The following is a 23,421-nucleotide window of genomic DNA, read 5'->3' on the forward strand; positions in this document are numbered from 1 at the left end:
TGGTTTTAGTCTAACATCATTAGACCACTTTGTCAAATTACAAAATCCTTACAATTTTACAAAAAAAGCACTAAAACAAAATGTTTTAATGCCTTCTATGATTTTTCTCATATACCATAAAATATTCAATTTCCTTATTTTCTTTGTCGTTTTTTTCTTCTTTTACAATAAATCCATTATTTAAATAAAATTCGTAGGCTCTTTTATTTTTCCTGTATACATCTAGTGAAAGCCTGCTATAGTTTTCCTTAGCTGCTTTTAAAAGTAACTTTCCAATTCCTAAGCTTCTGTACTCCCTACTAATAAAAATTCCTGCTATATAGGAATCCACTATGCCAATAAAACCAACTATTTTATCTTCTAATATAGCCACTCTTATATTGGCCTTTGGAAGTATGTCTTTTACATACTGGAAATTCTTCTTCCAATACTCTTCTTCTATAAAATTATGGGCATCTAAATTTGAATTTAGCCAAATATCCATAATAGTATTTAAATCTTCTTTTTTATATTCCCTAATTACTATATTTTTCTTCATTCTTATCCCTAATATCTTCTACATTATTTTCTAATTTATCTAACAGAGAAAAAATTTTATTTGTAAATCTTTCAGCTTCTTCAACCTGTGGCGAATGCTCTGACAAGTAAAATGTAAAAAAATCTTTTCTAGGTGCTTTTATTTTCTCATAGTAGTCGTAGGCTAGTTCATAGGAAACTAAATTATCGTATATGCCATGAAAAAAATACATTGGCATTTCAAACTCATAATACTTCTGCATTAAATTCTCATCATAAATAAGTGGCAGTATATATTTAGAGGAATAATACATTCCTTTAATATATTTAAAAGTATCTAAGAAAGAATAGCCACTAAAGAGTATTCTATCCTTTACTACTTTTAAAATGTATCTAAATTGATTGTCCTGAATACCAATATTTCCCTTATTTAACCATCTTTTATACATAAGTTCCAAATACCCTATGTCTAAAAAATTTAAGGCATTTATATTAATTTTTCTTAGTCTTTTCAAGACAATATTATTTTTCTTTTTTTCTGCACTTTCTAGTAATTTTACATAGCCTATACTTTCTGACAAGGTTTGATCCGATATTTGCCCTATTCCAAAATAAGCTTTAAAATATTCCGGTTTTTTCCACAATATTTTTATTCCTAAAAATGTTCCCCATGAATGACCCATAAGGTATATTTTTTCTTGATTAAATCTTTTTCTTAAATAATCGCTTAATTCTATTCCATTATCTACTATTTCTTCTACTGTTAAATTCTTTATATCCTCTTTAGATGTATAGCTAAGTCCTGCTCCTCTTTGTTCCCAATAACAAACTGTAAATTTATCCTCCAGCTGTTTGTCCGTTCCTTTATTACATGCCAAGGGCAATTCTGGAAATCCTGGACCTCCATGTAAAAATAAAAGTATAGGATTATTTATATTTTTCCCAACTATAAAAATATATTGCTCTACTCCATTTAGTAAAACTTTCTCCCTGGTAGAAATTCCATTTTCATAGGGTTTGCTATTTTCATTTAATAATTTAACAGCTTTCCCTTCACCTTTAAGGAGTAAAATAAAAGATATTATCAATATTAAAATAGCTATAATTATAAATAATAATTTCATTTTTACTCCTTTTTCTCTTAAGCTCTAAAGTCTTCCATATTCCATATTTCCGTTGCTATTTCCTCATAAAATTCTTTTTCATGGGAAACTAAAAATATTCCACCCCTATATTCTTTTAAGGCTCTTTTTAATTCTTCTTTTGCATCTATATCTAAATGATTTGTCGGCTCATCAAGAACTAAAATATTCGTTTCCTTATTTAATATTTTAGTAAGTCTTACTTTCGCCTGCTCTCCACCACTTAGTACATGTATTTTAGACTCTATATGTTTTGTCATTAGGCCAGATTTCGCCAAGGCTGCCCTTACAGCAAATTGTTCCCATGAAGGAAATTCTTCCCACATTTCCTCTATACAGGTATTTTCGTTACCAAAATCCTCTTCCTGTTTAAAATACCCAATTTTCAAATTTTGTCCTAATTCTACTGTTCCCTCTAAAGGTTCTACCATTCCTAAAATAGTTTTTATTAAAGTTGTCTTGCCAAGTCCATTTTCTCCAACAATGGCTATTCTATTGCCTCTTTCCATTCTTAAATTTAAAGGCTTTGTTAAGGGTTTGTTATAACCAATTACTAAATTATCCGTTTCAAAAATAACCTTGCCTGTTGCTGAATATTCCAAAAAGTTAAATACCGGTTTTACCTTATCTTTTACAAGTTCTATTTTTTCCATTTTATCCAGTTTTTTCTGTCTGGACATAGCCATATTTCTAGTTGCTACCCTAGCCTTATTCCTTGCAACAAAATCCTCTAAGTCGGCAATTTCCTGTTGCTGTTTTTTATAGGCAGCTTCTAATTGTTTCTTTTTTATTTCCCTTAGTCTTTCAAATTCATCATAATCGCCAACATATCTGTTTAACTCCATATTTTCCACATGGTAGATTAAATTAATTACAGAATTTAAAAAAGCAATATCATGGGAAATTAATAAAAAGGCATTTTCATAATTTTGTAAATAACGTCTAAGCCATTCAATATGCTCTTCGTCTAAATAGTTTGTCGGCTCATCTAACATTAAAATATCCGGTTTTTCCAACAATAATTTAGCTAGTAAGACCTTGGACCTTTGTCCTCCTGAAAGTTCAGAAATAGTTTTGTCTAAACCTATTTTATCTATGCCCATTCCATTAGCTATTTCCTCTACCTTAGAATCAATTAAATAAAAATCCTGTTGTTCTAAAATCTCTTGTAATTCTCCAACTTCTTCTAATAATTTATTAACTTCTTCTTCAGAAACCCTAGCCATTTTTTCATAGGATTCATTTATTTCCTTTTCAATATCATAAAGATATGAAAAGGCATCCTGTAAAACATACCTAACGGTTTTATCCATATCCAATGAAGCATGTTGGTCCAAATATCCTATTCTTACTCTTTTAGCCCATTCTATTTCACCATCATCAGGTATAAGTTTACCTGTAACAATATTCATAAAAGAGCTTTTACCTTCTCCATTTGGTCCAACAAGACCAACATGTTCTCCCTTGTTTAAAATAAAATTTACATTTTTTAATATATCTCTACCACCATAGCTGTGGCTTAAATTCTTAACAGTTAAAATACTCACAAAAAAACCCCCTAGTTATGAAATTTTATCATAGCTTAAGGCTTTCAACAATGAAATTAAAATAAATATATTAGACATTCTTAATATTAAAAAATATTTTCCAATATAAATACTAAAAAATATTTTATTAACTAATTTTCACTAAAATTTAATTAGTTTATATGCTATTCTATATTTAGTTTTAAATTGGAGGTTGTTATGAACAAAACTTTACTATATATAGTAATAGGTTTAGCAGTTTTATCCATACTGGTTTATATTAGTATGCAGGTAAATAAAAGAAGATTAATTAAATTCTATTTAAATAACTGGGGGAAAAATCCTACTAACACAGACTATTCCCTTGAAGATATAGCTGAATTTTTAAAAATTTCCCAAAAATTTGAACATAATGAAGATTTTATTGATAATATTACCTGGAATGATTTAGATTTAGATGATATCTATAAGAAAATAAATATTTGTCGTTCTTCCATAGGGAAAGAATATCTCTACATGGAGTTACATAATACTAAACCAAGTAAAGAAATATTTGAAAATAGGCAAAAACTTAAGGAGATATTTAAAAACAACAAGGACCTGTCTGCTAGAGTAATGTATGAATTTAATCGGCTAGGTAGACTCTACCTACCAACTTTTGCCGATTTTTACTACAAGGATTTTAAAAGTGATTTTTTAGAAAATAAGATTTACTATTTGTTTTCAATTTTACCCTTGGTGTTTGTAATACTTTTTCTTTTTTTGCAAAACCTAGTATTTTTAATACTTTTACTTATTTCCATAATAACCAATATTAGTATTTATATTAAAAATAGCCAAATGATACAGGAAATTTCTGAATATTGTAAATATTTTATTAAAATCCTATCTGTTTATAATAATTTAAAGAAATTAAATAGTAAGAATTTAAACGACTATTTAAATAAATATACTAATTCTTTTAAGAGATTTAAAAAATACAGGAATTATTATAACACCTTAGAATCAAATGCTGTAACCTTAGAAGAAACTTTACTGAAATTTGTAAATATAATCTTTCTTTCCGGGGTTTTAGTAACAGGCTCAATTTCTAAGGATATAGAAAAATATAATAATGAGTTTAGGGAAATTATTAAGGCTATTTGCGAAATTGAAGTAGCTATATCAACAGCAAATTTCGAATTAACCCTTCCTTATATTTGTAAAGGAAATATTGTAAATGAAGAAAAAATAGCATTTAAGGACATTTACCATCCCCTTGTTGAAAATGCCGTTGCCAATTCCTTAGATTTAGAAAAGAACATTGTTATAACCGGTTCAAATGCCTCAGGTAAGTCAACTTTTATAAAGGCCATAGGAGTAAATTTATTACTTGCTCAAACAATAGGAACTATTTGTGCAAGGGAATTTACCTATAAGCCAATATTTATTATATCCTCTATGGCTATAAAAGATGATGTTCTTGAAGGTAACAGTTACTTTATGAAGGAAATTATCTCCTTAAAGAGAATATTGGATACTATTGAAAACAAATACTGTATTTGCCTAATTGATGAAATTTTAAGAGGTACAAACACTATTGAAAGAATTGCTGCATCTGCAACTATTTTGGAAAAAATTGCTGCTAACAATTCCTTTAAATTAATTGCTACTCACGATATTGAACTTTCTGAAATACTTTCTAGGAATTATACAAATTATCATTTTTCAGAAAACAAATCCAATGGGGACCTAAATTTTGATTATAAGCTAAAAAATGGTGCTGTAATAACTAGAAATGCAATAAACCTCTTAGAAAAAATCGGTTATGATAAAAATATTATTGAAGAATCTAATAACAGGGTAAATAAATACTTAGAAACGAAAACTTGGTAATTAATAATTTTAGGAGGTTTATATGAAAAGTCTTTATACAACTGATAAAAATATTTTAAAATATTGGCTATGGCAAGATATTGAAAAACCCCATTGGTTACCTTGGCTATTAAATATTGGGTTTTCAGTTTTTCTTACTGCCATTTTCACTGTAGTTATTTGGTACTTGCCAATTAACACAATTTTAAAAACACTTCTTTCTTTCTATATGGGAGTAAATATATTTAGCTATTGGCCTGTACAAAAGTATTATGATAATAAAAATTTAGCAAAGGGAAGTTTCTACTATTTTGGAATTAAATTTTTAATTTTCATATCTTTCTTCTTTTTAATAAAGATACGCCTTAAAAACACTAATGAATAATAATATTTTCAACATACTAGATATAGTTACAGTATATAAAATCAAGTAGGAAAAAATTATAGTAAAGGTTGAATTTACTTTATTTTCTTTATTTAAAAGACAAAAATCCGTTGTTACCAACGGATTTTTTGTTTACCAAATACTTAATCTATCTTCTTTTTCTCTCCACATTTTATCGCCCTTTTTAATATTGTAGGCTTCGAAAAATTCATCAAAGTTTACTACTTGATTATTAACTCTTATTTTACCTGGGGCGTGTACATCTGTAGTTAATTGTATACTTATTAATTCCGGACGGGTTTTATTTGCCCAAATTTTAGCATAGTTTTCAAAATATTCTTTAGCCTTAAAATCTTCTTCTGATTTAGCCACCTCTAAGGAAACAGCTATGCCACTTAAGTCAGCTATATTTTCCGATACGGTTAATTTACCATTAACCTTTTCACCCATAAAGTCCACTCCATCAAAGGACTCTATAACCTTGTCTGCTCTTTTTTGGAACTCTTCATGATCCTTTTCAGTCCACCAGTTTCTCATATTACCAACTTCATCATATAGGGAACCATTTGTATCGAAGGCATGGGACATTTCATGGCCAATAACAACTCCAATACCGCCGTAGTTTTCACTTGAAGTTTGGTTCAAGCTATAGAAAGGCTCTTGTAGTATTCCTGCTGGGAAGTTTATGTCATTAGTTGAAGGACTATAGTAAGCGTTTAGTTCTTGTGGCTTCATTTCCCATTCACTTCTGTCTACAGGTTCATCTATTTTTGATATTGTATATTCCTTTTCTATTTTTCTTAAGGAAGCTATATTTTCTACAAGATCTTTGTTTTCGTCTATTTTATATAAGGAATAGTATTCCGGTAATTTTTCAGGATAACCAATTTTTATTGCCATTGAATCTAATTTCTTCAAGGTTTCTTTTTTAGTTTCTTCACCTAACCAGTCGTTGTTTTCTAATCTCTCCTTATATTTTGCAACTATATTCTTAGTAATTTGTTCTACATCTTCCTTAGCTTCCTGACTAAAATTCTTTTCTACATAAATTTCCCCTAAGGAAAAACCGAATATGTCATTTATGGTTTTAAAGGCAAATTCTTCCCTTTCATTTTCCTTCGGAACTGTTCCTGATACAGCACTTTCAAACTCTACAATTATTTCTCTAATATCGTTAGATAGTATATACCCTTTGGAAAATATTGTAGAAACATAAATCCAATCCTTAGTTTCTTCCAGTTTTTCCGAATCAAAAACCTTGTCTAAATTACTTAATATGTTTATATCCGTTACCTCTACTGCATCTCTTGCAACAAGCATTGTTTCTTCCATTATTCTAACTAAATCCAAGGAGCTTTTATACTTGCTTTTTAAATCCTCCTTAGAAACTAAGTTGTATGATTTTTCATCATCACTATATTCTTCCGATGTTAGCTCATATTCAGCAATTCTTCTATCTACTGCTAACATATTTTCAACTTTCTTTTCTGCATCTTTTTCAGCTAAACCAAATTTTGTTAAAGCCTTACTCATTGACTCCTTGTATAGCTCTAAAATCTTTTCACCTTGTTCATTTCCTTCTTCATAAAGGCTTTTGTCCGGCAGTATAGATGAGGCAAATCCTAAAGATAGGCTTTTTTTAGTTACATCTTTTGTGTCGGTACCTATGGAAAATTCCACAAGTGTAGATTGTATACTTAGATCATTTTCCCATTTTATTAAGGAGTTGTTTAAGTCCTCTACTGTTTGTATTTCTTCAATTTCCTTTAAATATGGCTCAATAGGCTTAGTTCCTAGTTTATCTATATTATCAAAGTCCAGTAACATTTTATAAAGTTTAATCATTTCATTTTTTACAGGATCTTCAATGTTTTCCGCCTTTACTAGATTGTCTAACTCCTCCTTTAGGCCTACATCTATATTTTCTTGAATTTGTTCCATATAGCCTAATGAAATTTTATCTTCTGGAATTTCATTATCCTTTAACCAATCATAGTTTACATATTCATAAAAATCGTCTTCTAATCTTGGTTTTTCCCCTAATTCATTGCTTTGTGTTTCTACATTATTTTCTTTTTTGTTACATGCTGTAAAAAATATTGATACTACAAGCAGTAACGATAGTATTTTATATAACTTTTTCTTCACTAAATTCCTCCTAAAACTCTATTATTATGCCTTAATTTTATCATAATATGTCTTTTATATAAAATAAATAACAGACTATATTAATTATTTTCCTGCTAAAATTAAAAAGTAAACTATAAATATAATTGCCATATATGCTAAAATTATAATGTAATTAAATTAGATAAATATTTGGAAAGGGTTTGTTATATGACAGGTACAAGTTTAAAGTTCTTAATGGCATTTCTTATGGTATTAGACCATATTGGTTATTTTATTCCTCTAGAGTGGCAAGCATTTTTTCATTTTATAAGTAGACCTGTTGCTGCTGTATTTGCTTTCCTGTCAGTTGAAGCTTTTATACATACTAAAAAACGGGAAAAATATATTAAAAGATTATATTTAGCAGGGATTATTATGTTCCTTGGAAATATGATAATTAACAATCTTATTATAAAAAAACCGGAGTTTTTTGTTTATAACAGTATATTTTTATCTCTAGCCTTAGGAGTAACAGCCCTTTATTTTTTAGAAGAAGTCTTTTATAAGGACAATTCTTTCTTAGGGATTTTACTAATATTTGGAACAATTCTTCTAGGAATGTTTACCGAAGGCGGATACATGATTGTAATCCTTATGTTAATTATTTATGTTAATAGAAATAATCCTTTAAAACGAAACTTAATATGCCTAATAATAACAGCTATTTTTGTAGTTTTAATGATTTTTTCTTTCTTAGATGCAAATATAATAGCTAAGGGAAATACAAGAGAAATCCTAATTACTATAGGCAATTTTTCAGACCTCTTGTTTTTTGCTGCCGGCATTCCATTTTTTCATCTCTATAATGGAAAAAGGGGAAAAAATACAAAATTTACAAAATATTTTTTCTATGTTTTTTATCCGCTACACTTATGGATAATAGGAATTATAGCTTCAAAAATAGTTTAGACTTATAGTAAAAAAGAGGGGTGTTCCCCTCTTTTACTTAGATTCCTCTATTAATCTTCTTACAAATTTATAAACCCTTTCTGTTGAAGAAATAGATAATTCTTCATCAGGTGTATGAATAAATCTCATATTTGGTCCTACTGAAATTATATCCATGTCAGGATATTTTTCATTTAATATTCCACATTCAAGACCGGCATGTATTACAGTTGTGACTAAATCCTTATTAAATAATTCCTTATATACCCTAACTGCTGTTTCCCTTAACTGTGATACAGGCTTATACTCCCATGCAGGATAGTTATCTCCTGTTGTTAGTTTGGCATCTGTTTTTTCTACAACTTCAATAATAGTATTTCTTAGTTTTTCCATAGATTTAGGAGACGAACTTCTTTCAGAAACCCTAATAGAAAATATTTCTTCTTCTGTTCTTACAAGGGCTAAATTTGAAGAACTTTCTACAATTGTTTCATTTCCTGGAATCATGGTAAAAGGTCCAATGTGAATATTTTTTAGTAGGTGTAAAATATCTTCTGTATTCTTTTTAGACATTGCCTTTGAAGATTTATTAACCTTTTCTATACTAATATTTAAATCTCCTTCAATTTTTTTATTGTTCTCCTTAACTATTTTCTTAATATTTTCTAAATTTTCCAATAGCTTATTCTCACTACTAGTAGCTATGGAAATAATTCCAACTGCATCTCTTGGTATTGCATTGTCCTTAGTTCCACCGGAAATGCTTACTATTTTAAATTCAGTAATTTTAAATATTTCCTCTAAAACTTCACTTAGTATTCTAATGGCATTCCCCTTGCCATTTCCAATTTCCATACCTGAATGACCTCCAAGTAAACCGGAAATATTAACTTCATAATTAGTAGAATTTTCTACCTCTTCAAAATTTAAAGGTAGTTTTATATCTATTGCTTCACCACCGGCAGAACCCATAGTAAGTATTCCCTCTTCATCAGAGTCAATATTAATTAATTTTCGTCCTTCTAGTACTTTATTCGACAAATTAAAGGCACCGGTCATTTTAACTTCTTCTTCTACTGTAACAACTAGTTCCATTTTAGGATGCTCTAGTTCATTGTCTTCCATTAATGCCAGCCCCATTGCTACACCTATACCGTCATCGCCACCTAGGGTAGTTTTATTTGCCTTTATTAAATCACCTTCAACAAATATTTCCAAGGGGTCACATGTAAAGTTATGATTTGAACCTTCTTCTTTTTCACAAACCATATCCATATGACTTTGAATTACTATTCCTACAGAATTTTCATATCCCTTTGTTGCAGGTTTTTTCATTATTATATTTAAACTTTCGTCTTGAATAGTTTCCAAGCCTAATTTTTCTCCTAGGGATTTTAAATAATCACTTACGGCTTTTTCATTATAACTACATCTTGGAATTTTTGTTAATTCCTCAAAATAATAAAATACTCTTTCCGGTTTTAATCCTGTTAATTTTCCCATATATCCTCCTAAAATAAGGATAACTTTTCAGTTATCCTATAATATCTTCTGTTACCATATTTTCAGCTATTTTAACTAGTAGCTGTGAAGCCTTTCTCATTGACTCTGTTGGAATTAATTCAAATTTACCATGGAAATTATAACCTCCGGTAAATAAATTTGGTGTTGGCAGTCCCATGTAGGAAAGTCTAGCACCATCTGTTCCACCACGTATTGCCTTTATATTAGGTTCTATTCCCAACTGTTTCATAGACATTTCAGCTAGGTCTATTATTTCCATATGAGGCTCTATTTTCTCCCTCATGTTATAATAGCTGTCATCTAATTCCAATTCGATTATATTACCATATTTCTCATTTAAAAATTCCACTATATTTTCAAGTAAACTTTTCTTTTTCTCGAATTTTTCCATAGAATGATCCCTTATTATATATTCCATTTCTGTATATTCAACATTGCCTTGCATATCCTTTAAAAGGAAAAATCCTTCATAACCTTCTGTATATTCAGGCTTTTCATTTTTAGGAAGCATGTTTTCCAATTCCATGGCAATTAAAAGGGAATTAACCATAATATTTTTTGCTGTACCAGGATGAACACTTTGTCCCCTAATTTTTATTTTTGCAGTAGCTGCATTAAAGTTTTCAAACTCTAACTCCCCAATTGGACCACCGTCTACTGTATAGGCAAAATCTGCATTAAAGCCATGTACATCAAAATGGTCTGCTCCTCGTCCTATTTCTTCATCTGGAGTAAAACCAACTTGAATATGTCCATGTTTAATTTCAGGGTGTTCCTTCAAATACTTCATTGCATCTATTATTATTGCAATTCCTGCCTTATTGTCTGCTCCTAAAAGCGTTGTTCCATCTGTAGTAATTAATTCCTGCCCTTCTAAATCCTTTAAAAATGGAAACTCCTTAACAGTCATTACACAATTATCATTTAATTTAATATCTCCACCGGTATAGACAAATTGTTGAGGATTTACATCTTTTCCAATAAAATCCGAAGATGTGTCCATATGAGCTATAAATCCAACAGTAGGTATATGTTTTTCAATATTTCCTTCAAGCTTTCCATAAACATATCCCTTTTTATCTTGAACAATATCCACTAATCCAATTTCCCTTAGCTCCTCAGCTAATTTTTTAGCAAAGTCCAGTTGAGTTTTAGTACTTGGTACTGTTGTACTGTTAGCATCTGATGTTGTTTCAATTTTTACATAGTTTTTAAATCTTTCAATTATATCCACTACTATCCCTCCTTTTGCAATTTAAAAATTTATAATCATTATTGCTCCTAAATTTAGTATAGCACTATATTTAGTATTCATATATGTATTTGTTCTTTATCTTTATTCTTTCCCAATTATTTTACTACCCAATATTTTAATAAATATTATTAATAATTTTTTAATAGCATAAAAAAACCCTAGTAAAATTTACCAGGGTTAAAATTTATATTTAATTAAATCCATTGTCTATATTTAAAAATCCAAATTTTGTGCTATAAATATATAATTTTCCTCCTGATGTATAGGGAATTCTAAAATTAGGACTCTGTTCCGGATACATTCTTCTAATAAAAACATTGTCATTTTTTACATAGGCTGCAAATAATATATAGGCTTGTCTATTCATCTCATGATCTGTTGTAATATAGTACTCAATATCTGAAATGTTAATTTTCACCTTAACAAATTCATTTTTCTTAGGAATAAGTGGGTCCAGTTTTCTTCCACAACAAAATATTGTAGCTACTCCTGTACTAGTTAAAATATTTTTACAATTTGGACATGTATAAAAACGAATTCTGGATAATTTTCCAATATCCTCTTTATTTAAACTAATTTCACCAGTCATCATTTGAGAAATATCTATATTTAATATTTCCGAAAGATCATTCCAAAGGGCAATATCAGGACAGCCTAATCCTCTTTCCCATTTCGATACGGTTTTATTACTAATATTCAATTTGTCTGCAATGTTTTTTTGAGTCAATCCCTGTTCTTTTCTTAAGTTGTAAATTAACTCACCAATTTTAGCACAGTCCATAGTATAATGCCTCCAAAATAACATATCCCTTTACTATATTTTAACTCTTTTTAATGAACAAATAAAGCTTTATATCTTATCCTGTAAATATAAATTACTTACAAGTTACTTTTTTTCTTCTCCAATCTTCTTGCATCCTTCTTTTCTAACAATAATATTTCCAGTAACTCATTTAATTCCCTAGTATAATCTTCTTTTGGATCATCGTACTTTAATTTTTCAATTAAATCTATTTCAAAATCCCCTTCACCGTATTTATTCCATAGGTCCTGTAGTTCTTTATTAGGATGCCAATTTGTATTTAATTTCATCTTTATACTATTAATATTCGCTTTTTTATCCTTAGCTATAGTTAAAAATTCTATTTCCTCAGTTTTATTTTTAATAGAAAGTATCCCCTTTTCCGGCTTCCTATTTTTATAATTCTCTAATAATATCTTTCTTTTTTCCTTGTCCATTTTTTCATACACCTCTTGAACATTCTATTTGTAAAATCTATAAAATACAATCCACGAGCCGTAGACTGTTAGCGAATAAAAAATGCACCACTTTTACAGTAATGCATTTGTATCTTAATTTTAATCATTATTACAAAGTATATATTCTGTTGCTAAAAAAATATTGTTTATTTCTTCTTCAGAAAGCCCTCTTTTACAAATAATTCTTCTTTTTAATAAATTACTTCCTTCAATATAAAAACCATTATTATCTAAATTTATTCCTATTAATATATTTCCCATATCTTTAAAAGCTTCTTCTCTTTTTAAAAATAAATCCTTTGATTTTTCGTCATTTATAAGTTTATAGCCCTTAATATTATTAACATTATTTGTTTTCCCATATTTTTCATCTGTGTTAATTTTTACTACTTCTATAAATCTTTTATTGTTAAAATCCACAACTGTATATTTTTCCTTAAGTTTCAATAATATATCTTCAATATTTTTTAAATTGGGCCTAAGATATTTTTTACCATTTTCATATATTAGTTTGTATTTTCTTATAAAACTTCTATCTGCATTGTGGAAAGTCTCAACTACATACATAAGACTCCTCCTTTAAATACAAGTACTCCCCTACTAAAAATATATTACTTAACTCCTCTTTATTTAAACCTCTTAAAAGTATTAGCTGTTTTTTTAACCATTCATTTCCCTCTACATAAACACCATTATTACTTCTATTAAAACCTACAAGATAAAAACTATTTTTAAATTTCAATTTATAGGTTTCAATATTATTAAGGCTTAAATACTTTTCTTCTCCATATTTTTCATTTGTATTTTCCAACACCTTTAGGGTAAAGTCCTTATTTTCATAGGGCTCTAACAAATACCTTCCCATTAATATTTTTACCATTTCATCTATTGTCTTAATGTTTTCCCTTAATTTTCCAATGCTTTTTACAAATAAATTTTCATAAATATTTACTTTACTAATTGAATTTTTCATAATCTTCTCCTTATTACAAATATAATACCAAAGAAAAAACTCCTAAATATCTAAGAAATTACTACAATTACCTAACTATTTTATTTTTAATGGTATATATTTATCCAGGAATAATTCCTATGTCCTCGTTCGTAACTAACATTTGCCACTTCATTTGGATTAACTATATCTGAACTTTTTATTTCTAAATCCTTTCCCATAACCTTAGTCGCATTTTTATGTTTACCGATATATTTTGATTTTACTTTGTTTTTTTCTACCTTATAGTCCCAGTTCTTTACAATATTCTTTATATTAAAATCTATATTATCAACTGCCTCATCTACATCTTTATTAGTAACTAACTTATTTCCTACAATATCTTTAATAATTAATTGTTCATTTTCCTTAACCTTTATTGTACCTTCATAAATCTCTTCAGATTCATCTATAGCTTTAATTGAAAAAATATTGTCCTTTTCTAATTTCTCAACTAAGAAAAATAATTCCCTATTGTTTTCTAAATTTTCATCACTAACATCTGTTAAAACAGTAGTAAATCTTTTATTTGAAATCCCTAATTTTTTAAACTTTTTACTAGTTTCATTTATTACAGAATAATTATATTCCTCTGGTTTTTCAAAATCAGAGCCAAAGAAATAACAAATTCCACCTAAAGTTATTAAAACCATCAATCCTAGTCCTATTAATCTTTTCATAATAAACTCCTCTCTTATGAAGTATAAAATAATATAATTTAAATAAATTTTATAAATATTAAATTTTAAAATTAATAAATATCTGTTTTTTCTTGTCATATATATTCTAACAAGCAAAAGTTTCAATAACTTTAAGAAATTATTACATATTTCTTACAATATTCTTACAATATTCAGTAATATTTTTTAATATATAATAATTTTAATAAATATGTTTGAAAAATAATGAATTTACGTATATTATATATATAGAAGAATTTATATACATAATTGTATTTAAATCCTTCCCCTTTCAATAAAAAGAAGGCGTTACTTAAGTAACGCCTTCTTTATGTCTATTTTTAATACTCATTTATCTATTTATTTGTATAGAAGTACATTGGTGTAGGTAAAATTGGATCTTTTTCAGATGAGAATCCTAATCCTCTGTATACACTTTCCCCCATTTTTGTTGCATCTAAAGTCAACTTTTCAATATTATAGTCTTTAGAACATTCCATTAACTTTTTAACCATTGCAGAAGCAATTCCTTGCCCCCTAAAACTTTCCTTAGTATAGACATTTACAATATTAGCCTGTATACCATTTGGTGTTTCAGGGTGGTACAGTCTTTCTTCAATTGTCATGTAGGCTGTTCCAATTACTTGATTATTGTATTCAGCTAAAACACACACTAATGTTTTGTTGATTTTCTCTTCAATTTGTTTAATTAATAAATTTAAAACATCCCTATATTCTTCCTGGGAGATTTCATAACCAAGAAGACCTAAAAAATCTATTCTTGCCTTGGCTAAAAAGACACTGTCTTTTTTATCTGCTATTCTTAAAGTATAATTCATAGTTCCTCCAAAATCTTAATATAGAATATTATACAATATTATTCTAATTAAGAAAAAGAACTATTTTAAGACCTTATCCATTTTTTTATTCATAGCCCTAATAGTAACAATGGACAATATTGTTCCAATAATTGTAGTAGCTACTAGTATTTTAAAATCCACTGTAAGTAAAAGCTCTGAAAGATTTAACTTATCCATTAACAGAAGAAAAACTACTATGAGTATGAAGACCGTTAAGTAATAATAAAAACCAATAAATTCCCTATCTGTTGGTTTGCTCCTTCTTACTATTAACCTATAGATTACAGGCAGGGACCATATTACTAGCCAGTATAGGACTACTTTTAAACTTATAATTAAGGGTTGGAAAAATTTTGTTTTACCAAAGAATATCTCTAACAAATATAAAATCACAGGCATTCCTGCTAACATAAGGGAAGCTTCTGTAAAAAATTCTATATATTTATCTTTAAGGGTAATTTTACCGTAGTTTCTATCATACTGTCACAAAATTCCTTTATATCCGTCTCATTTCCTATAATATTTCCAATTTCTTCCCTTCTTTCCTGGGCTTCAACAAACATGTTTAAAATATCGTTCATTATTACATTAGAGTCGATATTATTTCCTATTTTTATAGTTATATAAGTATTTATATCCTTGAATATACCATAATACTCCCTATTTAACTTACCTTTTAATTCCTCATTTATTTCTAATAAATCCTTATATTTCATTGCAAACTCCCTTTTATTAAGTAATATATTAAGCTATTATTTTTTCCACCTTACTATTAGCTAACTTTCTTACATATAATACTAAGAGAATTATTATAAGGGATATAATTATAAGGGAAAGTAGACTGGTGTTTATTATTATTGGGTTTTCAAAAAACCAAGTGTTAAAAATAATATTTCCAAATATAATTATTAATATAGCCGCTATAAAACTCATTATTATTTGTATGATTTTATATTTTTTCCTAAAACTCGGTTTAGTATATTTATTTAATACAAATATAATAATACCACCTATTAAAAAACCTAGCACCATTCCTTGTAAGCTTAAATCCAAATTCACCCTGTAGGTCAATATATTTCCTGAGGATTTGTCTAAATCCAGTAAAGAAAATATTACTAGAATAAAATATGCTATAATAAAATAACTACAGTCATATAGTAGGGATATTAATCTACTTAAAAAACTTGGTTTTGTATAATTCTTTAATACTTCTCTTCCAAAATCATCAATATTTTCTACAATATTACTAATGTCTTCCCCTCTATTTTGTCCATCTAAAAACATATTTAAAATATCGTATAAAACTATATCTATATCTATGGTGGATTTTATTTTTGCCCTTAAATAATGTTCAACATCCTTATAGGTCGAATAATAATCTCCATTTAATTGAGATTTTAAATCACTATTACATTTCTTTAATTCAGAATATTTCATATACTTCCTCCTAAGAGTTAATCCAAGTATTTACTTCCCTTTTGTATTTTTTACTTAGTAAAATTACAAGTATTATATTAAGAACAAATAGAACCATATATGTTTTTTCACCAATCCAAAACTCTGGCAGTCTTAAAAACTGTGCAAGTACCATCATTGCTATAAAAATTGAAAATATAGTAATATAGTATTTTTGTACATTTTTCTCCTTTGGCTTAATAAAAAACAAAATTACAGATAGTACAGCTAGAACTATAAAGGCTGTAAGAGTAAAGCCATATCCTATTTTATTTTCTATTATTGGATAAAACATTGCTGCAATAAATCCTAAAGATACTACAATTCCAAATACCTTGCCACTAAATACCTTTCTAATATTTTGAATTTTTATAAAAAATATATCTGTTAAAATTACTATAAATATTGTAAAAATACTAAGGTCAAAAACTCTGATTTTACCTGGACTTTGTTTTACATAGGATATGGTCACAAGGTTGAAAAATATATTTAATAACATTGTTACTAAAAGTCCTATGGTCAAATTTCTAATAAAATACAGGAAGATTAATTTAAAGCCCATCTTTTTCTTAGATTCATATATTTCATCGGCAAAGGCCTTGTAGTCCTCTCCAATTACTTCTTCCCAGTTGTCTCCCCTACTTTGCCCATCGTAAAGCATATTAACAATGTCGTTTTTTATTAGTAATTTACTCTTATCTATACCGTCATTCAGTCCAAGATAGTAGTCTATTTTCTTGTAAACAGCATAGTTTTCCCTTGTTAACTTATTTATTATTTTATTATTCTCAATTTCTATTTCCTTAAAATTCACTACAAACTCTCCCTAAATAATCTATTCATTTCCTTCTTATATTCAATATGAAAAACTATTGTTAAAATAAAGGAAATAATTAATGAAATTGTAAAAAACCAAAAATTAATACTAAAGTAATAGTCAGTAATTATAGATGTAAAAATAATCACCGGTCCAATTAAAACTCCTATGTTATACCAAGGTTTATGTTTTTGTTTTGTTTCATTAAAATGATTAGTTATATATATTACATATATTATTCCAGCTATTAAACCAGCAAGCATATAGATTGGAAACCTTACACCATTTTTATAGGCAGTGTCTAAATTAAATAAATTTGTAACTAAACTCATAAATAATACAAGGAAAACAACTCCTACTACATTTCTTAAAGTGTAAAGTAGTTTTAATTTACTTCCTGCACCTTCTCTTTCTTTTTTAATATTTTCTGCAAATTCCTCTATATTTTCACCTATAACTTCTTCCCAGTTTTCTCCTCGGACTTGTCCATCATAAAGCATTTTTACAATATCATTTTTTATTATTCTTCCCCTTAAATCCATTCGACTATCTAAATCCAAATAAATAGCTATTTCCTTATAGGCTTTATAATTTTCCTTATTTAATTTTGTAATAATTTTGTTGTTTTCTATTTCTATATCCTTATATTTCATAGCAAACTCCTTATTGCTCTATCTTTTTTTATTTTCAATACTAAAAGTACAATATATTATAATAATTAATAAAATCAGATAAATAAATACTGTTAATTTCGATGGAATTAAAAATTCTTTAAAAGTTAAATTTCTTTCAGCCCAAATTGATAATAAAATATATGCCATAGTTAAAATATTATACTGTTGTTCAATTTTCCTATATCTATAATTACTAAATATATTTCTCTTAAATTTTCTATTATAAAAATACACAAATATAATTAATACAATTATTAAAAAAATACTTACTACATTATGTTCTGTATAGCTTTTAAAAACCGAATTAATTCCCATGTCTTTAAAACTAAAATAAGTTGATAAAATTAATATTAAATATAAAAAATATCTTACATTGTAAATCATTTCTCTAATTTTTTCTGCTAAACTAATTTTTTTAGTATTTTTAACTATATCTTCTGAAAATTTTTCAAAACTTTCATTAAATATTTCATTTGGACTTTCCCCTCTGTTTATTGCATCTAAAATCATATTTAATAAATCATTTTTTATAATCTCTATTTCATAGAGAGATATATCTGCTGCATCTAAATATTCTCCTAAATATTCCAATTTAACTTTATATTCACCTGGTATTTTATTTATAAGATTTTTGTTTTCTTTTTTTAATTCCTTATATTTCATAGCAAACTCCCTTGCATTTAATTATTTTTATTAACAATGAATGTAGATATAATACTTAATACAATAAGTATAAAAATAATTATCCAACTTATTATTTCAGGGTAATAAAAATATGTTAAATTTTTAAATTGTTGGTGCAGTAACACAGCTATTATAACTACGACTGTATTTATAATCATTAGAAAAACATATCTAGTGTTCTTTTCTTTATTGAATATATTTTCCCCTCTTTTTTTATTTAGCTTATACATAATTATTGCAAATACCACTACTATTATAAATGCTAAGTAATCAAATTTAATTTTTGCTTCAGTTATACTTTTATCATCTAATATTTCAGATATTCCTCCAAATATATAAGCAGTTAAAATGCCTAATACTGCAAATCTTGCAATATAAATAAAATTAAAAAATTTTTCTATAAAATTCATTTTTGGTACATTGTCTAATATTTCCTTAGCAAAAATATTATTATTTTCACCAATAACATTTTCTACTTTTTCTCCCCTATTCGCCCCTTCAAGCATAATATTTATAATATCCGCCTTAATTTTTTCAATATTATAAATAGAAATATTATTAACTTCTAAATATGTTCCTATTTCTACAAGTTTTTCCTTATATTCTTTTGGTAGTTTTTCAAAGTATATTTCATTTTGATTTTTTAGTTCCTTATAGTTCATAATAAACTCCTAATAACTTCTACTTTTTTAAATCTTTAATTTTTTACTAATTACAACTGCCAGTACTACAAAAATTATTACTAATAAAATATAAATCCAAAAACCTATATAGATATTTGTATTAATTAAACTTGCTATTGCTATTAGCGTAATAAACATTCCATCTTTTACATCGGAAATAATTTTATTGTATTTACTAGCTTCCCTTAAAAGAACAAGAGTAACTCCGAAATATATTATTCCAGTAATTACTGCCATTATTCCATAACCTGTTAAGTTAACTCCTTTTCTTAAAATACTGTTAATATTAGGCTTTTGTAAGAGCAAATTTACTATTAAGGCCAGTAGAATAACATAGCTTTCATACCTAATAAAAACCTTAAGCTTATTTTTTACTGGTGGTTTTTTCCTACTAGCTATAAGGGAATTACAATAATCCCTATAATCTCCTCCTATTATTTCTTCAAAGGTCAGGCCTATTTCTTGACCATCATATATTTTCTTTGCAATATTATAGGAAAGTTCGTCCTTACTAGGGTCTGCAATATCATCAAAATTCATATAATAATGTATATTTGAATATCCCTTTCTATTTTCCTTGTTTAATCTATTTGTTAGTTTATATCTTTTTTTTGTAAAATTATTCTTCCTCATTTTCTTTACTTGCTTCCTTACTATTTAAAATTCTATTAATAATCTGAGAAAGTTCCTTCCAGTTTTCGTAAAAGTTGTCCAACTGTTTTAACCCTTCCTCTGTTATATGGTAATATTTTCTCCTTGGTCCTAATTCCGAAGCCCTATATTCTGAAGTGACTAAATTTTTCTTTTCCAATCTTAAAAGTATGGGATAAATTGTTCCCTCTACTATGTCCTCAAACCCATAGTCCCTTAATTCCTGAACTATTAAATAGCCATATAAATCATCTTTTGATATTATTTCCAATACACAATCCTCTAAAACTCCCTTTAGCATTTGGGACGGAATCATTTAATCACCTCTTTTCTAGTCTACTTTGTATTACCAAGTAGTAACTACATTGTAATGCCAAGTAGTCTCCTTGTCAATATAATATTTATTAAACTAATTTATATCTTCATTTAAATTTAGCCATTTATAATATATATAGTGCTAATCTAACAAATTTGTTAGATTAGAAAAATATTAAATAATTTTAATTTTTTATGGGAAATAAAAAAAGACCATTTGCTTAACAAATGATCTATAAAATACCTAGTACCGATAATAATACTATTGAATTGTGAATTACATGATAAATAAAGGAGGCTACAAAATTGTCTTTATTTAGTATATAAATAATTGTATAAGCTATGCCCATTAAAAAATATACTATAAAGGATATGGTTAAACCACTATGAATTAAGGCAAATAAAGTACAACTGATAATTATGGCTAATAATTTCGGTATGGTTTTTGACAGCCTTCCTATTAATATATGTCTAAATATAATTTCTTCAACAAATGGTGCTAATATTATTGTTCCAAATATCATTATAGGATATGAATCTATCATTTCTTCCAGAACATATTGATTTGAAGATGTTGGAATTTCAATTAAGAAACCAATTATTTCCGATAATATTGTAAACAATATAAATACCAGTAAAAATTGTATTATTTTCTTCCACCATTTGTTAAAAAATTCCTTCATACCTGTTCTTAACTCATGCCAATAAAATACAAGTCCGCAAACTGACATTATAAATATTTTTGACCCGTTGTATACGGCATTTATTAATACTTTATTATTAATATCAATAAAAACTGGTAATACTCTGACTAATATTTCATCTAAAAGTACAAAGTATAAGAAGGCGTAAACAATATTTTTTATGATTTTTCTATTTTGCTTTCGATTTTCTAAATTATTATTTTTCATTTTTCCCTTTAAATTAAACTAATCATGGTTATTGTTGCCAATAAATTCCAAATTACATGATAACTAATTGAAACAACTACATTTTTTCCTGATTTTATATAAATAAGAGCTAAAATTATACTACCGGTTATATAGGATAAAAATGAAAGACTAAATCCACTATGAACAAAGGCAAATAATACAATACTAATAATTGCTGCACCAATAGTTGAAATTGTTCCCGATAATTTACCTATTAATATATGTCTAAAAACCAATTCCTCTATAAAAGGAGCAAATATAACTGTTGTTATTGATTCAAAAATCGGAAATTCCATAAAGGCTTCATTTAACATCTCTTGATTTTCCGGAGTAGGCAATTTAAAAATAATATCCATAAAATATTCCAAATAGGTATCTAGAACAGTTATTCCCAAGAGAATTAATATTATTTTAAACCAATGTTTTTTAAACTTATTAAAACAGCTAATTAAATCTTTCTTATAAAAGGATATTCCCATACCCGTTAAAACTGCATAAAATGAAAATTCATATAATAAATCCAGGTAAGACTCATTTAACGGTAGAAACATGTAAATAAGCATAAAGGCAAATAAGCCTATTATTTCAAATATAAAAAAATATGTTAAAAGAAATAGAATATCATGTCTTTCAATTCCATTGTAAGTATTTTTTTCAAGCTTAAGTTTTCCCATATATTCACCAATAATTAAATTTTATTTGTATAATTAAAAAAATTATCACTTAACTTATATATATATACTAATTTTGTACTATTATATCATAAGAAAAATAGACAGCTATAAGCCATCTATTATATATTTTTATATTTCCCTTTTAAATACAGAAATTAACCAACGGGTGGCACCATAATCTTGATTCATACCTATGTTTTCCATTAGTTCCCAGCCCTCTTGACCTAATTGGTTAAGTTCATATTCTAACTCTTCCACATTTACCTTTCCACCGAATATTCCTTTAGCATCGGTTTTCATTAATTTATACTCAAATTTTTTCATAACTTATTCCCCCTTCCTATAGTAAGAAGAATATCAAATATTAAAGGAATAAATAAGTGACAAAGGTAATTTGTTTTAGTTACCTTTGTCACTTCCTATTTAATCTATATATTTTTCAAGTATTTCAACTTTTTGTTTATCTGCATCTAATTTAACTTTTAAACCTATTGGCATTGTTAACATAGGATGGGTATGGCTACAGTCAAATTCTGCTAAAATCGGTATGTTAGTATGGCCTATTACTTCTTTTAAAACCTCGTAATGCTTCCTAGCTGATTCTTTATTATCGAATAATTCATGTTTTCCTAAAATTATCCCACCTATTTTATCAAAAACTCCGGTAATCTTTAAATGAGCAAAACTTCTTTCAACTGTACCAATATCCTTTAAAGAATCCTCTATTAAAAAATATCCCCCTTTTCAATTTCCGGCATATAGGGACTGCCCCAAATACCTGACATGGTATTTAAATTTCCACCAATAAGCCTACCTTCTGCAACTCCCGAATTTAAAGTAACTAATTTATTTTCTATTTTCCTTTTACTTCTGTTTTGACTTTCCCAGTCTATAAATTCTTCAGTCCAATAAGTAGGAGTTGGCATTTCATAGGGTAATTCTTTTTCATCTACTAGTATATTTTTAAAATACTCGTAGGTTAAGTCTACAAAAGGCGACAACTCCCCAAAAGAAGCTATTAGGGCAGGACCATAAAAGGTAGTAAGTCCGGTTTTTGCAAAAATTCCCAATAAAATTGCTGTTACATCAGAATAACCTATAATTATTTTAGGATTATTCCTTAAAGCTTCATAATCAATATAGGGCAAAATAGAATTTGAGTTTAAGCCACCAATAGAGGACATTATACATTTTACTTCCTTATTTCTAATTAATTCATTTAGTTCCTTTGCTCTTTCCTTAATACTGCCTGAACGATAATAATCGTATTTTCCTGTAAGCTTTCCATCTAATAGCTTAAAGCCCTTTGACTCTAGAAACTTCTTCCCTCTTTCAAATCTTTTTGGTGTTAAATAAGTAAAAGGAGACGATGGTGAAAAAAGTCCAATAGTGTCCCCTTGTTTAAGTTTTTCCGGTAACATCTTTATCTCCTATGGTTTTTAATGATTATAACATATTAGACTTGTTTTTATGTTTTTCATAATTG

Annotated in this window: 29 protein-coding genes; 3 read left to right on the top strand and 26 right to left on the bottom strand. The window is 27.3% G+C overall.

Translation table 11 applies throughout. The annotated features are described in order from the left end of the window. Positions 1–85: 85 nt before the first annotated feature. Genes WAO56_RS05920 through WAO56_RS05930 form a run of 3 tightly spaced genes read right to left on the bottom strand, consistent with a single transcriptional unit; the run spans position 86 to position 3,205 of the window. Positions 86–538: a GNAT family N-acetyltransferase gene (locus WAO56_RS05920; RefSeq protein ID WP_422143366.1), complete on the bottom strand. Its 453-nt coding sequence runs from the start codon at positions 536–538 to the stop codon at positions 86–88. Next, positions 516–1,640, bottom strand: coding sequence for an alpha/beta fold hydrolase (locus WAO56_RS05925; RefSeq protein WP_422143365.1), 1,125 nt, complete (start codon positions 1,638–1,640; stop codon positions 516–518). The genes WAO56_RS05920 and WAO56_RS05925 overlap by 23 nt, the downstream gene beginning before the upstream one ends. Before the next feature lie 17 nt (positions 1,641–1,657). After that, the gene (locus WAO56_RS05930) at positions 1,658–3,205 is read right to left on the bottom strand and encodes an ABC-F family ATP-binding cassette domain-containing protein (protein ID WP_422143364.1); all 1,548 of its coding nucleotides are present in this window, start codon (positions 3,203–3,205) and stop codon (positions 1,658–1,660) included. Positions 3,206–3,403: 198 nt separating this feature from the next. Here WAO56_RS05930 and WAO56_RS05935 point away from each other — a divergent pair, with 198 nt between their 5' ends. Next, entirely contained in the window at positions 3,404–5,059 is a 1,656-nt protein-coding gene (locus WAO56_RS05935) for a MutS-related protein (protein ID WP_422143363.1), read from the top strand. Positions 5,060–5,081: 22 nt separating this feature from the next. Further along, positions 5,082–5,423, top strand: coding sequence for a hypothetical protein (locus WAO56_RS05940; RefSeq protein WP_422143362.1), 342 nt, complete (start codon positions 5,082–5,084; stop codon positions 5,421–5,423). A 132-nt stretch (positions 5,424–5,555) separates the two neighbouring features. On the opposite strand, the gene WAO56_RS05945 is transcribed toward WAO56_RS05940, so the two are convergent. Next, positions 5,556–7,571 (bottom strand): M13 family metallopeptidase, encoded by a 2,016-nt coding sequence (locus WAO56_RS05945; RefSeq protein WP_422143361.1) that lies wholly within the window; start codon positions 7,569–7,571, stop codon positions 5,556–5,558. A gap of 189 nt (positions 7,572–7,760) precedes the next feature. On the opposite strand from WAO56_RS05945, the gene WAO56_RS05950 reads away from it, so the two are divergent. Next, a complete protein-coding gene (locus WAO56_RS05950; RefSeq protein WP_422143360.1) occupies positions 7,761–8,501 on the top strand; it encodes a TraX family protein in 741 nt (246 codons plus the stop codon). 33 nt (positions 8,502–8,534) lie between these two features. On the opposite strand, the gene pepD is transcribed toward WAO56_RS05950, so the two are convergent. The 22 genes from pepD to WAO56_RS06060 all read right to left on the bottom strand — a co-directional run bounded on the left by pepD (position 8,535) and on the right by WAO56_RS06060 (position 23,356). After that, positions 8,535–9,983, bottom strand: coding sequence for a beta-Ala-His dipeptidase (pepD, locus tag WAO56_RS05955; protein ID WP_422143359.1), 1,449 nt, complete (start codon positions 9,981–9,983; stop codon positions 8,535–8,537). A 31-nt stretch (positions 9,984–10,014) separates the two neighbouring features. Then, positions 10,015–11,232, bottom strand: a complete 1,218-nt coding sequence (gene pepT, locus WAO56_RS05960) for a peptidase T (protein ID WP_422143387.1) — start codon at positions 11,230–11,232, stop codon at positions 10,015–10,017. A 217-nt stretch (positions 11,233–11,449) separates the two neighbouring features. Continuing rightward, positions 11,450–12,040: a helix-turn-helix domain-containing protein gene (locus WAO56_RS05965; RefSeq protein WP_422143358.1), complete on the bottom strand. Its 591-nt coding sequence runs from the start codon at positions 12,038–12,040 to the stop codon at positions 11,450–11,452. 98 nt (positions 12,041–12,138) lie between these two features. Beyond that, complete coding sequence (locus WAO56_RS05970; protein ID WP_422143357.1) at positions 12,139–12,498, bottom strand: GIY-YIG nuclease family protein; 360 nt, start codon at positions 12,496–12,498, stop codon at positions 12,139–12,141. 120 nt (positions 12,499–12,618) lie between these two features. Beyond that, positions 12,619–13,086, bottom strand: a complete 468-nt coding sequence (locus tag WAO56_RS05975; protein ID WP_422143356.1) for a hypothetical protein — start codon at positions 13,084–13,086, stop codon at positions 12,619–12,621. Continuing rightward, positions 13,073–13,492, bottom strand: a complete 420-nt coding sequence (locus tag WAO56_RS05980) for a hypothetical protein (RefSeq protein ID WP_422143355.1) — start codon at positions 13,490–13,492, stop codon at positions 13,073–13,075. The genes WAO56_RS05975 and WAO56_RS05980 overlap by 14 nt, the downstream gene beginning before the upstream one ends. Positions 13,493–13,578: 86 nt before the next feature. Then, positions 13,579–14,190: a hypothetical protein gene (locus WAO56_RS05985; RefSeq protein ID WP_422143354.1), complete on the bottom strand. Its 612-nt coding sequence runs from the start codon at positions 14,188–14,190 to the stop codon at positions 13,579–13,581. A gap of 356 nt (positions 14,191–14,546) precedes the next feature. Continuing rightward, entirely contained in the window at positions 14,547–15,029 is a 483-nt protein-coding gene (locus WAO56_RS05990; protein ID WP_422143353.1) for a GNAT family N-acetyltransferase, read from the bottom strand. 60 nt (positions 15,030–15,089) lie between these two features. Next, positions 15,090–15,461 (bottom strand): hypothetical protein, encoded by a 372-nt coding sequence (locus WAO56_RS05995; RefSeq protein ID WP_422143352.1) that lies wholly within the window; start codon positions 15,459–15,461, stop codon positions 15,090–15,092. Between the two features lie 23 nt (positions 15,462–15,484). Beyond that, on the bottom strand, positions 15,485–15,766 hold the full coding sequence (locus WAO56_RS06000) for a DUF1048 domain-containing protein (RefSeq protein ID WP_422143351.1): 282 nt from the start codon (positions 15,764–15,766) through the stop codon (positions 15,485–15,487). Positions 15,767–15,794: 28 nt separating this feature from the next. Then, on the bottom strand, positions 15,795–16,487 hold the full coding sequence (locus WAO56_RS06005) for a DUF1129 family protein (protein WP_422143350.1): 693 nt from the start codon (positions 16,485–16,487) through the stop codon (positions 15,795–15,797). Positions 16,488–16,497: 10 nt separating this feature from the next. After that, positions 16,498–17,319 (bottom strand): DUF1048 domain-containing protein, encoded by an 822-nt coding sequence (locus tag WAO56_RS06010; protein WP_422143349.1) that lies wholly within the window; start codon positions 17,317–17,319, stop codon positions 16,498–16,500. Next, entirely contained in the window at positions 17,319–17,975 is a 657-nt protein-coding gene (locus tag WAO56_RS06015) for a DUF1048 domain-containing protein (RefSeq protein ID WP_422143348.1), read from the bottom strand. Before WAO56_RS06015 ends, WAO56_RS06010 begins: the two co-directional genes overlap by 1 nt. An 18-nt stretch (positions 17,976–17,993) precedes the next feature. Next, positions 17,994–18,659 carry a hypothetical protein gene (locus tag WAO56_RS06020; protein ID WP_422143347.1) on the bottom strand — a complete coding sequence of 222 codons (666 nt, stop codon included), beginning with the start codon at positions 18,657–18,659 and terminating at the stop codon, positions 17,994–17,996. A 17-nt stretch (positions 18,660–18,676) separates the two neighbouring features. After that, positions 18,677–19,342, bottom strand: a complete 666-nt coding sequence (locus WAO56_RS06025; protein ID WP_422143346.1) for a DUF1048 domain-containing protein — start codon at positions 19,340–19,342, stop codon at positions 18,677–18,679. A gap of 27 nt (positions 19,343–19,369) precedes the next feature. Then, complete coding sequence (locus tag WAO56_RS06030; RefSeq protein WP_422143345.1) at positions 19,370–19,996, bottom strand: hypothetical protein; 627 nt, start codon at positions 19,994–19,996, stop codon at positions 19,370–19,372. Continuing rightward, positions 19,983–20,330 (bottom strand): PadR family transcriptional regulator, encoded by a 348-nt coding sequence (locus WAO56_RS06035; protein WP_422143344.1) that lies wholly within the window; start codon positions 20,328–20,330, stop codon positions 19,983–19,985. Before WAO56_RS06035 ends, WAO56_RS06030 begins: the two co-directional genes overlap by 14 nt. 232 nt (positions 20,331–20,562) lie before the next feature. Further along, positions 20,563–21,240 carry a CPBP family intramembrane glutamic endopeptidase gene (locus tag WAO56_RS06040; RefSeq protein ID WP_422143343.1) on the bottom strand — a complete coding sequence of 226 codons (678 nt, stop codon included), beginning with the start codon at positions 21,238–21,240 and terminating at the stop codon, positions 20,563–20,565. 8 nt (positions 21,241–21,248) lie between these two features. Continuing rightward, on the bottom strand, positions 21,249–21,935 hold the full coding sequence (locus tag WAO56_RS06045; protein ID WP_422143342.1) for a CPBP family intramembrane glutamic endopeptidase: 687 nt from the start codon (positions 21,933–21,935) through the stop codon (positions 21,249–21,251). Positions 21,936–22,064: 129 nt separating this feature from the next. Further along, entirely contained in the window at positions 22,065–22,259 is a 195-nt protein-coding gene (locus tag WAO56_RS06050) for a DUF4177 domain-containing protein (RefSeq protein ID WP_422143341.1), read from the bottom strand. Positions 22,260–22,358: 99 nt separating this feature from the next. Next, entirely contained in the window at positions 22,359–22,661 is a 303-nt protein-coding gene (locus tag WAO56_RS06055) for a hypothetical protein (protein WP_422146303.1), read from the bottom strand. Then, positions 22,661–23,356 carry a S66 family peptidase gene (locus WAO56_RS06060; protein WP_422143340.1) on the bottom strand — a complete coding sequence of 232 codons (696 nt, stop codon included), beginning with the start codon at positions 23,354–23,356 and terminating at the stop codon, positions 22,661–22,663. Before WAO56_RS06060 ends, WAO56_RS06055 begins: the two co-directional genes overlap by 1 nt. Positions 23,357–23,421 lie beyond the last annotated feature (65 nt).

The sequence above is a fragment of the Miniphocaeibacter sp. genome (assembly GCF_049276255.1).
Lineage (GTDB): Bacteria > Bacillota > Clostridia > Tissierellales > Peptoniphilaceae > Miniphocaeibacter.